The sequence below is a fragment of the Streptomyces rhizosphaerihabitans genome, assembly GCF_025399795.1.
Taxonomy (GTDB): domain Bacteria; phylum Actinomycetota; class Actinomycetes; order Streptomycetales; family Streptomycetaceae; genus Streptomyces; species Streptomyces rhizosphaerihabitans.
Window position 1 is genome coordinate 131064 of the sequence record NZ_JAODTZ010000025.1, and the last position, 13372, is coordinate 144435.

Consider the following 13372-nt stretch of genomic DNA (forward strand, 5'->3'; position numbering starts at 1 on the left):
GATCAGCCGGTGCGCGGAGGCAGTCGGTGCAGGATCACATCCGTGAGCCCGCCGCCGTCGGTCACCGTCGCTGTCATGTACGTGCAGTACGGCTGGCTGCGGCGGTCGGTCGGTGAACCGGGATTGAGCATGCGCAGGCCGGTCGGCGTGGTGGTGTCCCAGGGAATGTGGCTGTGGCCGAAGACCAGGACGTCGAGGTCGGGGAAGCGTTCCGAGCAGTGCTGTTCGCGGCGCTGCGGGGCGCCGGTCTCGTGGACGACGCCGAAGCGCAGGCCGCCCAGTTCGACGCGGGCGATCTCGGGGAGGCGGGCCCTCAGATCGGGGCCGTCGTTGTTGCCGTACACACCGACGACCCGGCGGGAACGGGCCTCCAGCAGGTCGAGGGTGGCGGTGTCCACCCAGTCCCCCGCGTGGATCACGACGTCGGCGAGCGGGAGTTCGGCGAGCAGCGGGGCGGGAAGTTCCCTGGCCCGCTTCGGGAGATGGGTGTCGGAAAGCAGCAGGAGGCGCACCCCTTCAGGGTGTCACTCCGATGTCGCTCGGGATGGGACTTCGGGCCGCCTCTGTCGTCCCCTCGGTCGTCCCCTCGACCGCCTTCTCGGTCGTTCTCCCCGACCGCCTCCCCGACCGTCGCTCCAGACCGGTCCCGCCTCCCTCCGGCGTGATCCGGCGTCGCCCGGGCGCATCCCGCGCCGCTCCGGCGCACGACGGCATCAGTCCAGCGCGATCTCGCTCCAGACCTGCTTCCCACCGCTCACCGGCACCGTGCCCCACGTCGCCGACATCGCCTCGACGAGGAGGATGCCGCGGCCTCCGGTGGCCTCCCAGCCGATGCTGGTGGGCTTGATCGGCGTGCGGGGCGAGTTGTCGGCGACCGTGATGCGCAGCCGGTCGCTGACGAGGGTGAGGTCGAGCCTGACCTGGCCGTCGGTGTGCACCAGGGCGTTGGTGACGAGTTCCGAGACGATCAGCAGGGCGGAGTCCGTGTAGGCGCCGACGCCCCAGGTGCGCAGTGCCCGCCGGGTGTACCGGCGGGCGTGCCGGACCGCCTCGGGGACCCTCCATACGGTCCAGCTCTCGCGGAGCGGGAGCACCTCCATGCCGTCGTAGCGCATCAGCAGGAGGGCCACGTCGTCGCTGCGGTTGGCGCCCGTGAGCAGTTCGTCGGCGACGAGACCGAGGTGGGCGGGGTCGGACCCGGCCAGGCCCGCGGCGAGCCGTTTCAGACCGTCCTCGATGTCGACGTCGACGGACTCGACCAGACCGTCGGTGGTCAGCGCCACGATGGTGCCGGGCTGGAGCCGCAGCGGACTCATGGGGAAGTCGGTCTGCCGGATGACGCCGAGCGGTGGCCCGGGCTCCGACTCGGGGACCTCGGTACCGCCGTTCGGGTGACGCAGCACCGGCGGAATGTGTCCGGCTCGCACATACCAGGCGGACCCCTCCTCCATGTCGACGTCGACATAGCAGCAGGTGGCGAAGAGGTCGGTCTCCAGATCGAGCAGGAGCCGGTTGGCGTGCGAGACCACCACGTCCGGGGGGTGGCCCTCGACGGCGTAGGCGCGCAGCGCGGTGCGCATCTGGCCCATGAGGGTCGCGGCCGAGGCGTTGTGTCCCTGGACGTCGCCGATGATGAGGGCGACATGGTTGTCGGGCAGCGGGATCACGTCGTACCAGTCGCCGCCGACGTCCAGGCCCGACGTTGTCGGCAGATAGCGGGCGACGGCGACCGCGCCCGGCAGCTTGGGCAGCCGTCGCGGGAGCAGCGTCCGCTGGAGCATGCCGATCAGTTCGTGCTCGGCGTCGAAGGCGTGGGCGCGCACCAGGGCCTGCCCGGCGAGGCCGGCGGAGGCGGTGAGCAGGGCACGCTCGTCCGGGCCGAATTCGTGCGGGGCGTCCCAGCCGATCAGGCAGGCACCCGCCATGCGACCGCCCGCGGGCAGCGGCAGCACGGCGAGGCCGCCGGGGCCGACCTCGGCGAGCGCGGCCTCCAGATCCGCGCCGGCGGGCCAGATGGCGGGCCGCCCCTCGGTGAGGGCCGCCGCGAGCGTGGGCATGGCCCGGACCGGGGCGTCGGGCCACTCCGAGCGCCATTCGCTGCGCCACAGTTCCGGCCAGAACTCCGGCTGGGGCGGGTCCAGGAGTGTGACGACGAGCCGGTCGCCCTCCAGCTCGGCGACGGCGATCCGGTCGGCCTGGAGGGGTTCGCGCAGGGCGGTGACGACAGCCTGGCCGACATCGCGGACGGTGCCGGCGGTGGCGAGGGCGGCGGCGAGCCGCTGGACGCGGCCCACGTCGTTCAGGCCGGAGCGCAGCTTCGAGGCGTCGGAGACGGTGCCCACGAGCCGTGCGGGGCGGCCCTCTCCGGAGGGCATCAGGCGGGCGCGCAGCCGGAGCCACTTGTGTCCGCCGGACGGCTGGAGGATGCGGAACTCCAGCTCGCGGTCGCCGACGGTCATGTGGTCCGGTTCCACCGCGGACATCAGCGAGGGGAGGTCCTCCGGGACGGTCATCGACAGCAGGGTCTCGACCCTGCCGTCGAAGGCGGTGGAGGACAGGCCGAACAGGTCGAGCACCTCGTTGTCGACCTCGACGCGCCCGGTGTCCATCGCGAGGCTGAACGAGCTGGCGGGCAGGTCGGCCGCGTCGTCGGGCAGCGGGGCCGGCGGGCAGACGACGGCCTCGGCGAGCATCCCGAGGCAGGCCCGGTCCACGGAGCCGAAGCCGTCGGGGCCCTCGCTGACGGCGACCATGCAGCCGTTGTCCCGCAGGGGCAGCACGGCCATGGAGAAGTCCTGGGAGGACAGCCGCCGGGCGTCGGAGCAGCGGGCGAGCTCCTGCGGTCCGAGCCAGCACGGCTGCCCCGAGCGCAGGGCCTCGGCGGCCGGGGAGCCGCCGGACAGGGGGTAGCTGTCGCGGAGCCCGTACAGCGTCCTGGGCACTCCCGCGGACTCGGCCAGATGCAGTTCGCCGCCGCTCACACTGGGTGAGTACACGGCGGCGACGGTCGCACCGGTGAAGACGAGTGCCTGTTCGAGCAGGCGGTGCAGCCGTTCGCGCGGGTCGAGGTCCGCGGTAAGCGTCTTCAGGGCAAGTTCGGCGCGCGACATTCTTGTTCCGCGTTCCGCAGCACCCTCACTGACCACGCCGTAATTACAGCGCTTCCCGGGCTCCGGCGCAGCCCCTGTGACCGTTCCGAACACGTCGGGCCTGCGGGGAAGCCCATACGGGGCGGCCAATCGAACGAAATCGAATCCATCTTGATTCATGCGTTTCGCACAGTGATCTCATGACAGGCGTGACTGTCCGCGCGTCCGGCCGGCTGCAAGGCTCGGTGGCACCGGGCCGAGGGGAATGGGCATGGACAAGCGATACGAGGTCTACGCACTCGCCGACCGACACTTCTACGAGACGCCGGACAGGTTGTCCGTACGCGGGCGGAACGCTCCGCCCGCGTACGAGGCGGCGCTGCGCGAGGTGCCCGAGGGCTGGCACTCGGCACGGATCGGCGCCTGGCTGACGCTGACACCGGCCGACCGGAACGGCGAGGCGCTCCCTGGGCCGGCCCAGGGCTGGAAGGTCCATGCCTCGGCCACCCGGGAGAACGCGGAGAAGATCGCCACGATCGTGTGGGACTACTGCGTGCCGCGCGGCATCCCGTTCAAGTTCGTTCCGGGCCCGCATCTGCTGCACCTGCGGAACACCAAGTACGCGGCCCGCGACACCAGCGGCAAGTTCGTGACGATCTACCCGGCGGACGAGGAACGGCTCCACCAGGTGCTGCGTGAGCTGGGCGCGCTGCTGGACGGCTTCGAGGGCCCGTACATCCTCACCGATCTGCGCTGGAACGAGGGCCCGCTGTACGTCCGGTACGGCGCATTCGCCCGCGCCTTCGTCGTCGACGAGTACGGGTCGCTCGTTCCGGCGGTGCGGGACGGCGCGGGAACGCTGGTGCCTGACCGGCGGCAGCCCTCGTTCCGGGTGCCGGAGTGGGTGACACTGCCCGCGTTCCTGGAACCGCAGCTCGCGGCGCGGAACACGACGACGATCGGCGACCTTCCGTACCGCGTCGAGAAGGCCCTGCACTTCTCCAACGGCGGCGGGGTGTACTCGGGCACCGACACCCGTGACGGACACAAGGTCGTGCTCAAGGAGGGGCGGCCGCACGCGGGCCTCGCCGCGGACGGCGCCGACGCGATCACCCGTCTCGAACGCGAGAAGCAGGCACTGGAGCGGGTGGCCGGCCTGGACGTGGTGCCCGCCGTGCGGGACTGGTTCACCCTCGGTGACCACCGCTTTCTCGTCATGGACTTCCTGGAGGGGAGGCCCCTCAACTCCTTCTTCGCCGAGCGCCATCCGCTGCTCACCCCCGAACCGGCTCCGGACGCGGTCACCTCGTACACGGCCTGGGCGCTACGCGTCCACCGCCGGGTCGAGGAGGCCGTCGAGGCGGTGCACGCGCGCGGGATCGTCTTCAACGACCTGCACGTCTTCAACATCATGGTGGCGCCCGACGGGGAGTCGGTGTCGCTGCTCGACTTCGAGGCCGCGGCGCCGGTCGAGGAGAACGGCCGCCAGGTCGTCGCCCACCCGGGGTTCTTCGCGCCGCCGGACCGCAGGGGCACCGCCGTCGACCGGTACGCGCTGGCGTGTCTGCGGCTCGCGCTGTTCCTGCCGGTCACCACCCTCTTCGTGGTCGACCGGGGCAAAGCGGCGCATCTGGCGGAGGTCATCGCCGGTCAGTTCCCGGACGTGCCCGAGGCGTTCCTCACGGAGGCGGTCGCCGAGATCACGAGGGACGCCGGTGACACGACCGCTCCGGCTCACGGCGGAGAAGCGGCCGGCGCGCCCCAGCCCGGCTCTCGCCTTCGGGACCCGGTCCCCCCGCTCCTCGATGAACCGGTCGCCTCGCCCGCCCGGGAATCGGGCCCCGCACTCCGCCGGGAACCGGTCTCCTCGCTCCCCGAGCCCGGCGACTGGCCGGTGAGCCGTGACTCGATGGCCGGGGCGATCCTGGCATCGGCCACACCGGAGCGCGACGACCGGCTCTTCCCCGGCGACATCGCCCAGTTCTCCGACGGTGGCGGGCTCGGACTCGCGCACGGGGCGGCGGGCGTGCTGTACGCCCTGACCGCGAGCGGGGCAGGCCGCTACGAGGAGGGCGAGCGCTGGCTCCTCGACCACACCGATCCGACGCCGGCCGGGACGCCGCTCGGGCTGTACGACGGGCTCGCGGGCGTCGTGTACGTCCTCGAAGGGCTCGGGCACCGCCGGCGCGCGCTCGACCTGCTCGACGGCATCCTCCGGGAGCGGTGGCAGAACCTCTCCTCCGACCTGCGCGGCGGCCTCGCCGGCCTCGGTCTGGTACTCGGCCACCTCGCCCGCACGACGGGCGAGCCGGAACTGGCCGAGCGCGCCGCCGAGGCCGCGCAGATCATCGTCGACCGGCTCACCGGACCACGCCCCGACGCTCCGCGCCGGCGCGCCGGTCTCCTGCGCGGCGCGAGCGGTCCCGCGCTCTTCCTGCTCCGCCACTACGAGCGCACCGGCGACCCAGGGCTCCTCGTCGCGGCCGAGGAGGCGTTACGCCGTGACCTGGACCGCTGTGTCGTGCAGAAGAGCGGCGCACTGGAGGTGGACGAAGGCTGGCGCACCCTGCCGTACCTCGGGGACGGCAGCGCCGGCGTAGGCATGGTCCTCGACGACCTGCTGGTCCACTCGGTGCGTGATCCAGGGGAGTTCGAGCGGGCGCGTTCCGAGATCCTCACCGCCGCGACCTCACGCTTCTACGCGCAGCCCGGTCTCTTCCAGGGCCGCGCCGGAATGATCCTGCACCTCGCTCGCACCGGCACGCCGGGCGCCGTCCGGGAGCGGCTCGCCGAACAGGTCGCCGGACTCGGCTGGTTCGCGATGTCGTACGACGGCCGACTGGCCTTCCCCGGGCACCAGATGATGCGGCTCTCCATGGATCTTGGCACCGGAACGGCGGGGTGCCTGCTCGCGCTCGGCGCGGCGCTCGACGGCGCGGTTCCCGCCCATCTGCCGTTCCTGCCGCCGCTCACCGGCGGCCCCTCACACGCGGCTCCGCACCTGACGGAGTCGTGACACAACCAACCTCCGTCCCCATCAAGGGAAAGGAACACGAGATGGCACTTCTCGACCTGCAGACGATGGAGTCCGACGAGCACACCGGGGGCGGCGCCGAGAGCACGGTGAGCCTGCTCTCCTGCATCTCCGCCGCGAGCATTCTGCTCTGTCTCTGACGACAGGTGCCGGCACGGCCCCGGGTGGTCCCCCCTTCAGCGGGGAGGGGCCGCCCGGGTCCCGCACGGCCCGGGACACGAGGGACCTCCACCGAGTGACCACTCCAGCCGACACCCGTACCGCGGCCGACATCCCTGCCGCTCCCCGCGCGCCGCTGCTCCGCGCCGCCGCCCGGCACAGCGGCTGCCGCTGTGCCGCCCTGTGCCTCGCGAGCACGTCCGCGACGGCGGCGAACCTGATCCTGCCCTTCGCACTCGGCCGGGCCCTCGACCTCCTGCTGACGGATCCCGAGGGGGCACGGGCCACCCGCTGGGTGCTGGTCTGTACCGCCCTCGTGCTGCTTCTCGCCATGCTCGACGCGGGCGAGACCGTCCTCGGCGCGACCACCAACGCGCGTGTCACCGCCTGGCTGAGGAGGCGCCTGGTCGGGCATGTGCTGTCAGCCGGGCCGCGGACCGTCAGCCGGTTCGGGGCGGGCGACCTGGTGGCACGGCTCGTCGGCAACGCCGCGCAGGCGGGCACGGCGCCCGCGACCGCCGCGGCGCTCCTCGCGGCGCTCGCCGCGCCGGCCGGTGCGATCGTGGCACTCTGGCTCGTCGATCCTCGACTGGCGGCGGTGTTCCTCGGCGGCGCCCCCGTGCTGACGTTGCTGCTGCGCGCCCTCGCGCGCGACTCCTCGCGCTGCGCGGCGCGCTACCAGGAGGCGCAGGGCCGGATCGCGGGCGGTCTGGCGGAGGCCATCGGCGGATTCCGTACGATCGCCGCTGGCGGGACGGCCGACCGCGAGGCGGCGCGGATACTACGGCCGCTGCCCGAGCTCTCCCGCGAGGGCCGGCTGATGTGGCGGGTCCAGGGGCGCGCCGCCGCACGGGCGGTCACCGTGGCCCCGCTCCTGCAGATCGGGGTGCTGGCCGTCGCAGGTGTGCTGCTCGTCCACCACCAGCTCTCCGTCGGCGATCTGCTCGCGGCGTCCCGGTACACGGTGCTGGCGACCGGAGTCGGCGTCCTGGTGGGGCAGCTGTCCGGACTGGTCCGCGCACGGGCGGCGGCACGACGGCTCGCCGAACTGCTCACGGAGCCAGCGACGCCGTACGGAACACTCCATATGCCCCCGGGACAAGGGCGGTTGGAGCTGCGCGGCGTGACCGTCCGACGTGGCGGGCGCCCCGTGCTCGACGGGATCGACCTCACCGTTCCCGGCGGCGGCACGCTCGCCGTCGTGGGCCGCTCGGGTTCCGGCAAGTCACTGCTCGCCGCGGTCGCCGGGCGGCTGGCCGACCCCGACGACGGCGAAGTCCGCCTCGACGGGGTGCCCTTGAGCGCTCTGTCCCGCGACGCGTTGCGCGGGGCGGTCGGCCACGCCTTCGAACGGCCCGCCCTGCTCGGTGAGACGATCGCGGACACCATCGCCCTCGGGGTCCGCGCGGCCTCCGTCGACCGTGTCCGGGACGCCGCGCGCACGGCCCGTGCCGACGCCTTCGTGCGCCGGCTCCCGGAGGGGTACGCCACCCGCTGCACCGACGCTCCCCTCTCCGGCGGCGAGGTCCAACGCCTGGGCCTCGCACGGGCCTTCGCCCACGGCGGCCGGCTGCTCATCCTCGACGACGCCCTGTCCAGCCTCGACACGGTCACCGAACACCACATCGCCGAAGCCCTCTTCCGGCCCTCCCCCGGCTCCAGCCGCCTGATCATCGCCCACCGGGCGTCCACGGCGGCGCGCGCGGACCGGGTGGCCTGGCTGGAAGGCGGACGGCTGCGGGCGCTGGGGCCGCACGCGGAGCTGTGGCGCGGGGCTGAGTACCGCGCGCTGTTCGGAGCGGGCGGCGCGGCACCGGAACAGTGCCCGAAGGGTTCTCCCGGGGCAGCCGGCACCGAGGGGGACGAGAGCGACGCCTTCGGAGCGGCGGGCCCCGCATCGGAGGGGGGCCCCTCATGACGGTGTACCGGCGCGGGCTGCGGCTGCTGCGCGCCCACCGGCGTGCGGTCGCGGCACTCGCCGCCTGGTCGGTGGTGGAGGCGGGGCAGGCCTTCCTCATGGGGTACGCCCTGGCTCGGGCACTCGACGCGGGATTCCTGGCCGGTCGGGCGCGCACGGGGCTCGGCTGGCTGGGTGCCGGGGCGCTCGCCGTCGTCGTCGGGGCGTACGGCACGAGGCGGGTGTACGGGGGTGTCGCCGCGCTCGTCGAACCGGTGCGGGACCAACTGGTGCGGCACGTGGTGGCGCGTGGAGTACGGGAAGGCGACGGTGGCGCCCTCTCCGGGCTCACCCAGCAGGTGGAGATCGCGCGGGACACCTTCGCGGGACTGGTGATGGTGTCGCGCTCCTTCCTCTTCACCGCCGCGGGCGCCCTGATCGGGCTCTGCTCGCTCGACCCACTTCTTCTTCTGGTGGTGGCACCGCCACTGGCGGCCGGATTGGCCCTGTTCGTCCTGACCCTGCCTCCGCTGGCGCGCAGGCAGGAGGCGTTCCTCGTCGCCGACGAAGAGATTGCCGACCACCTGGGCCGCATCTGCCCGGGATTGCGGGACATCATGGCGGCCGGGGCGGAGGCCCGGGTCACCACCGGCGCGGGAGTGCGCATCGCCGTCGAACTGCGGGCGGCACGGTCGCTGGCCCGCTGGGGGGTCCTGCGCGTGGTCTGCCTCGCCGTCGGCGGGCAGCTCCCCCTCGTCCTGCTGCTCGCGACGGCGCCCTGGCTGCTGGCTCACGGCGTCACCCCCGGGGCGCTGGTCGGCGCGCTCGCCTACGTCACCCAGTCCCTGCTCCCGGCTCTGCAGAACCTGGTCCACGGCCTCGGCACCAGCGGCTCCCGGCTCGCGGTGGTGCTGCGCCGCCTGACACCGGACCCGCCCCCGACTGCGAGCGGCCGGGACGGAGCCCTGCGGACGGCAGTACCCCCGACCGACTCGACCCGAGCCCCGCAGACGACAGCACCTCCAAACGGCTCAACCGGTGCACGGGGGACCGCGGTGCCCCCGACCGGCGACGGACCTCGCCCGTCGGCCCCGCTGTCCCACCCCCTCGGCACTCCGGCCTCCTCCGGTCACGCCCCGGACGCCGGCCCCGCCCTCTCCGTCACCGCCCTCACCTTCGCCTACGGCCCCGGCGGCGTCCCCGTCATCGAGAACCTTCATCTCCGTGTCCCCCGGGGCGCCCATCTGGCGGTCGTGGGTCCCAGCGGCATAGGCAAGTCCACGCTCATGGGGCTCGTCGCGGGACTCCTGGAGCCGACGAGCGGCACGATCCAGGTGAACGGACAACCGGTGCACGGTCGGGCGGCGCGGGAAGAGCCCGCGTGGATACAGCCGCTGCGCGGTCCGACAGCCTGTGAGCAGCGGGTCCTCATCCCGCAGGAGGCGTACGTCTTCACCGGCACGCTCGCGGAGAATCTGGGCCAGCTACGGCCGGGTCCCGTACCGGAGGCGGAGCTGCGGGCAGCGGCCGAGGCGGTCGGGCTCGACGGTCTGATGGAACGGCTCGGCGGCCCTGCGGCCGCGGTCGACCCGCGAACCCTGTCCGCGGGCGAGCGACAGCTGATCGCGCTGACCAGGGCCTACCTCTCGTACGCCCCCCTCGCGCTGCTGGACGAGGCGACCTGCCACCTCGATCCGGAGGCGGAGGAACGCGCGGAGCGTGCCTTCGCCGCACGCCCCGGCGGCACCGTCGTGGTGGTGGCGCACCGCATCAGTTCGGCGCGCCGGGCCGCGCGGGTACTGGTCATGGACGGCCGACGGGCCGTCCTCGGCGACCACGAGGAACTTGTGGAGCGATCACCTCTCTACCGCGATCTGACCGGCAGCTGGTCGCACGCGCTCACAGCCAGCCCTCGCCCTGCGAGATCCGGATCGCGTCGATGCGGTTACGGGCCCCGGTCTTGCGCGTGATGGCCGCCATGTAGTTACGCACGGTCCCGTGGGACAGATGCAGGCTGCCCGCGATCTCGGCGATGGAGGCGCCCGCGGCCGCGAGGGACAACACGCTCAGCTCGCGCCGGGTCAGTGGCATCTCTGCGGCCTTCAGGAAGCCGAACCCCAGCGAGTCGTCGACGAACCGCTCTCCCCCGGCGACCTGGCGGATCCCCGACAGCAGGCGCTCGGGCGAGCCCTCCTTGTCGACGTAGCCCAGGGCGCCGGCCTCCGCGGCCCTCCGGAGCAATCCTGGTCTGTTCGCGCTGGCGAGAACGAGAAGCCGCGGCGCCGGGGTTCCCGGACCACGGCCGCACAAGTCGGAGAGCGGCGGAATGCCGTACGAGCCGGCGCAGTCCAGGTCCGCCGCGCACACGTCCGGTCCGACCGAACGGACCCGGCCTGGCGCGCTGTCCCACGGGGTGTCGTACACGCCGAGATCCGGCGTACGGTCCAGCCACTCGGCCAGCACCTGCCGCACCAGACATGCATCGTGCACCAGTAGTACCCGGATCACGTCGCCTCCTTCGGGTGACCTCGCGAGGGCGTACTCGCCCTGTGCGCGTGCCCATTGTTCGGCGCTTGCGACCGCGCGCCGTCGCGAAGAATCGGCCAAGAGGTTGCGCAGGGGCGCGCGGAGAGCGCCCGCACGCCGCTCCGTGCTTCGACCCGGAGGCATGGCACGGAGCCCGCGGGGTACGGCCGCGCAGGTCCGCGGACTCCGTTCGCCGTGCGCGATGGGTCTCCAGGGAGGAGCCTTGGTCCCTGGAGGTGCGGAGGCCGTCGACGGCCCCGCGAGGAGGTGGTCGGCGTGTCCGACGGGCAGCAGGCCGCACAGGCGCCGGCCGGCCGGCCGACCCCGGTGGGACGGCCGCTGCTGTCACTGACACTGGCCGCGATGCTGGACGACGTGCACGCCCACTCGGGAGCCGTGTACCTGCTGGCCTCCCACGAGCCGGTGCTGGAGATGGCGGTCTCCGCCGGGCTGCCGCGGGCCTTCGCTGCGCCGTGGGAACGGGTGGGGCTCAGCGCGCCGATCCCGGTCGCCGAGGCCGTACGGGAGCGGCAGCTGATCTGGGTGGGCGGCGAGCACCAGATGGCCCGCAGATATCCCCGGATCGCGGTGGTGCTCCCGTACCCCTTCGCCCTCGCGGCGCTTCCGGTGGCGACGGCGACCACCGTGTACGGCGCCGCCTATGTGACCTGGCCCGGCTCCCATCCGCCGGACCTCTCCGACCGGGAGCGGGAACACCTCACCGCGGCCTGTGACCGGCTCGCGCTGCGCCTGGAACGGGCTGTCGCGGAGAACCGCCCGCTGCGCGCCGAACCCGACCTGCCCGCACCGGGCGCGGCGCCGTCGGTCGGCACGTTCGGCACGGTGGAGGCCACGCGGATGGTGGGGCGGCTGCCGTACGGGCTGTGCTCGCTGGATCTGCACGGGCGGGTCGGTTTCGCCAACGCCGCGACGGCCGAACTGCTGGACGTGCCCGTCGACCGGCTCCTGGGCACCCAGCTGTGGGCGGCCGTGCCCTGGCTGAACGACCCGGTCTACGAGGACCAGTACCGGGCGGCGCTGATCAGCCAGCACGTGACCTCGTTCGTCGCGCTGCGCCCGCCGGGCGAATGGCTGTCGTTCCGCCTGTATCCCAGTACGAACGGGCTGAGCGTCCGTATCTCGCGGGCCCGGCCGGTGTCCGAGATGACGCGGGCGGGGCCGCAGCCGAACGACGGCAGCCCGCGCCTGGTGACGATCTCCCACGTGCTGAGTCTGGCGAGCGCGCTGACGGAGGCGGCGGGCGTCCAGGACGTGGTGCAGCTGATCGCGGACGAGATCTCGCCCGCCGTCGGCAGCCAGGCCCTGGTCGTCCTCGGCAGCCGGGCCGGCCGCCTGCACGTGCTCGGGCATCGCGGCTATCCGGACGCACACACCATCGAGCAGTTCGACGGGCTGCCGCTGAGCCGGCAGACCCCGGGCACCCAGGCGCTGAACACCGGTGTGCCCGCGTTCTTCGACTCGCGCGAGCAGCTGGAACGGCTGTATCCGTCGCAGTACGCGACACCCGACGGCATGGGCGCGTGGGCGTATCTGCCCCTGATCGCCTCCGGGCGACCGGTGGGCACCTGCGTCCTCGGGTACGCGCAGTCCCACCATTTCGCGACCGACGAGCGGGCGGTGCTGACCAGTCTGGGCGGGCTGATCGCCCAGGCGCTGGAGCGGGCCCTGCTCTACGACGCCAAACTCCAGCTGGCGCAGGGGCTGCAGGCCGCGCTGCTGCCGAGCTCGCTCCCGCCGCTGGCCTCGATCGAGGCGGCCGCGCGCTATCTGCCGGCCACTCAGGGCATGGACATCGGCGGGGACTTCTACGACCTGGTGTCCTCCCACGGCCGGGCGGCGGCGGTGATCGGGGATGTACAGGGGCACAACGTGACGGCCGCGGGCCTGATGGGACAGATCCGCACCGCCGTACGCGCGTACACGGCGGTCGGCCAGGCGCCGGAGGAGGTGATGGGGAGCACCAACCGGCTGCTCATCGACCTGGGCGCCGAGCTGTTCGCCAGTTGTCTGTATCTGCGGCTGGACCCGGCACGCGGGGTGGCCGTGATGGCCCGCGCGGGGCATCCGCCGCCGCTGCTGCGCCGACCGGACGGCAAGGTCAAGGTGCTCGACCTGGCCGGCGGGCCGCTGCTCGGGATCGACGCCCACGCCGTGTATCCGACGACGGAGGTGCCGCTCGTCCCGGGATCCGTGCTCGCCCTCTACACCGATGGTCTGATCGAGTCGCCCGGCGTGGACATCGAGGACGCCCTCGCCGACCTCGCGCGACGCCTCGCCGCGACCGGGGACCAGCCCCTGGACGAGCTGGCCGACAGTCTGCTCCAGCAGGGCGAGGACGGCGACCAGGGCCGGCCGGACGATGTCGCGCTGCTTCTGCTGCGGGTACGGCCGCCCGGCTGACCGGGCCGGAAAAGGAGCGGTCCGACCCTCCCGCCGGAGGGCCGGACCTGTCCACTGTCGACCGGAATTCCCTGTTCCGTTGGCCGGTCAGTGGTTCTTGATCGCCGGAGTCACCGGCTTCACCGGAGTCACCGGCTTCACGGGGTGGCCGACACCATGCCCGAGCCGTCGTTCATCCCGGCTCCGGACTGGTCGCCCGCCGCACCGCTCTGGTCGCCCATCGCACCGCTCTGATCGGCCGCGCCG

General features: G+C 73.2%; 8 protein-coding genes. 5 read left to right on the top strand and 3 right to left on the bottom strand.

Going from position 1 to position 13372, the window contains the following annotated elements; genetic code table 11:
* Positions 1 to 2 precede the first annotated feature (2 nt).
* Together N4G66_RS24575 and N4G66_RS24580 are read right to left on the bottom strand one after the other, a co-directional pair.
* Entirely contained in the window at positions 3 to 512 is a 510-nt protein-coding gene (locus tag N4G66_RS24575) for a metallophosphoesterase family protein (protein WP_261706342.1), read from the bottom strand.
* A 201-nt stretch (positions 513 to 713) separates the two neighbouring features.
* Positions 714 to 3146: a SpoIIE family protein phosphatase gene (locus N4G66_RS24580; RefSeq protein ID WP_261706343.1), complete on the bottom strand. Its 2433-nt coding sequence runs from the start codon at positions 3144 to 3146 to the stop codon at positions 714 to 716.
* A gap of 214 nt (positions 3147 to 3360) precedes the next feature.
* Here N4G66_RS24580 and lanKC point away from each other — a divergent pair, with 214 nt between their 5' ends.
* The 4 genes from lanKC (at position 3361) to N4G66_RS24600 (ending at position 10149) form a co-directional block, all read left to right on the top strand.
* Positions 3361 to 6105 (top strand): class III lanthionine synthetase LanKC, encoded by a 2745-nt coding sequence (gene lanKC, locus N4G66_RS24585; protein WP_261706344.1) that lies wholly within the window; start codon positions 3361 to 3363, stop codon positions 6103 to 6105.
* Between the two features lie 41 nt (positions 6106 to 6146).
* A complete protein-coding gene (locus tag N4G66_RS24590) occupies positions 6147 to 6263 on the top strand; it encodes a SapB/AmfS family lanthipeptide (RefSeq protein ID WP_261706345.1) in 117 nt (38 codons plus the stop codon).
* 131 nt (positions 6264 to 6394) lie between these two features.
* Positions 6395 to 8200: an ABC transporter ATP-binding protein gene (locus tag N4G66_RS24595; RefSeq protein WP_391858876.1), complete on the top strand. Its 1806-nt coding sequence runs from the start codon at positions 6395 to 6397 to the stop codon at positions 8198 to 8200.
* A complete protein-coding gene (locus tag N4G66_RS24600; protein ID WP_261706347.1) occupies positions 8197 to 10149 on the top strand; it encodes an ATP-binding cassette domain-containing protein in 1953 nt (650 codons plus the stop codon). The genes N4G66_RS24595 and N4G66_RS24600 overlap by 4 nt, the downstream gene beginning before the upstream one ends.
* Here N4G66_RS24600 and N4G66_RS24605 read toward each other — a convergent pair.
* The gene (locus tag N4G66_RS24605; protein ID WP_261706348.1) at positions 10079 to 10687 is read right to left on the bottom strand and encodes a response regulator transcription factor; all 609 of its coding nucleotides are present in this window, start codon (positions 10685 to 10687) and stop codon (positions 10079 to 10081) included. The genes N4G66_RS24600 and N4G66_RS24605 overlap by 71 nt on opposite strands.
* A gap of 285 nt (positions 10688 to 10972) precedes the next feature.
* On the opposite strand from N4G66_RS24605, the gene N4G66_RS24610 reads away from it, so the two are divergent.
* Positions 10973 to 13126, top strand: coding sequence for a SpoIIE family protein phosphatase (locus tag N4G66_RS24610; protein WP_261706349.1), 2154 nt, complete (start codon positions 10973 to 10975; stop codon positions 13124 to 13126).
* Positions 13127 to 13372 lie beyond the last annotated feature (246 nt).

Excerpts from the sequence above, each read along its gene's own strand:
- lanKC (WP_261706344.1), top strand. The coding sequence starts at position 3,361 with ATGGACAAGCGATACGAGGTCTACGCACTCGCCGACCGACACTTCTAC.
- N4G66_RS24590 (WP_261706345.1), top strand. The coding sequence starts at position 6,147 with ATGGCACTTCTCGACCTGCAGACGATGGAGTCCGACGAGCACACCGGG.
- N4G66_RS24600 (WP_261706347.1), top strand. The coding sequence starts at position 8,197 with ATGACGGTGTACCGGCGCGGGCTGCGGCTGCTGCGCGCCCACCGGCGT.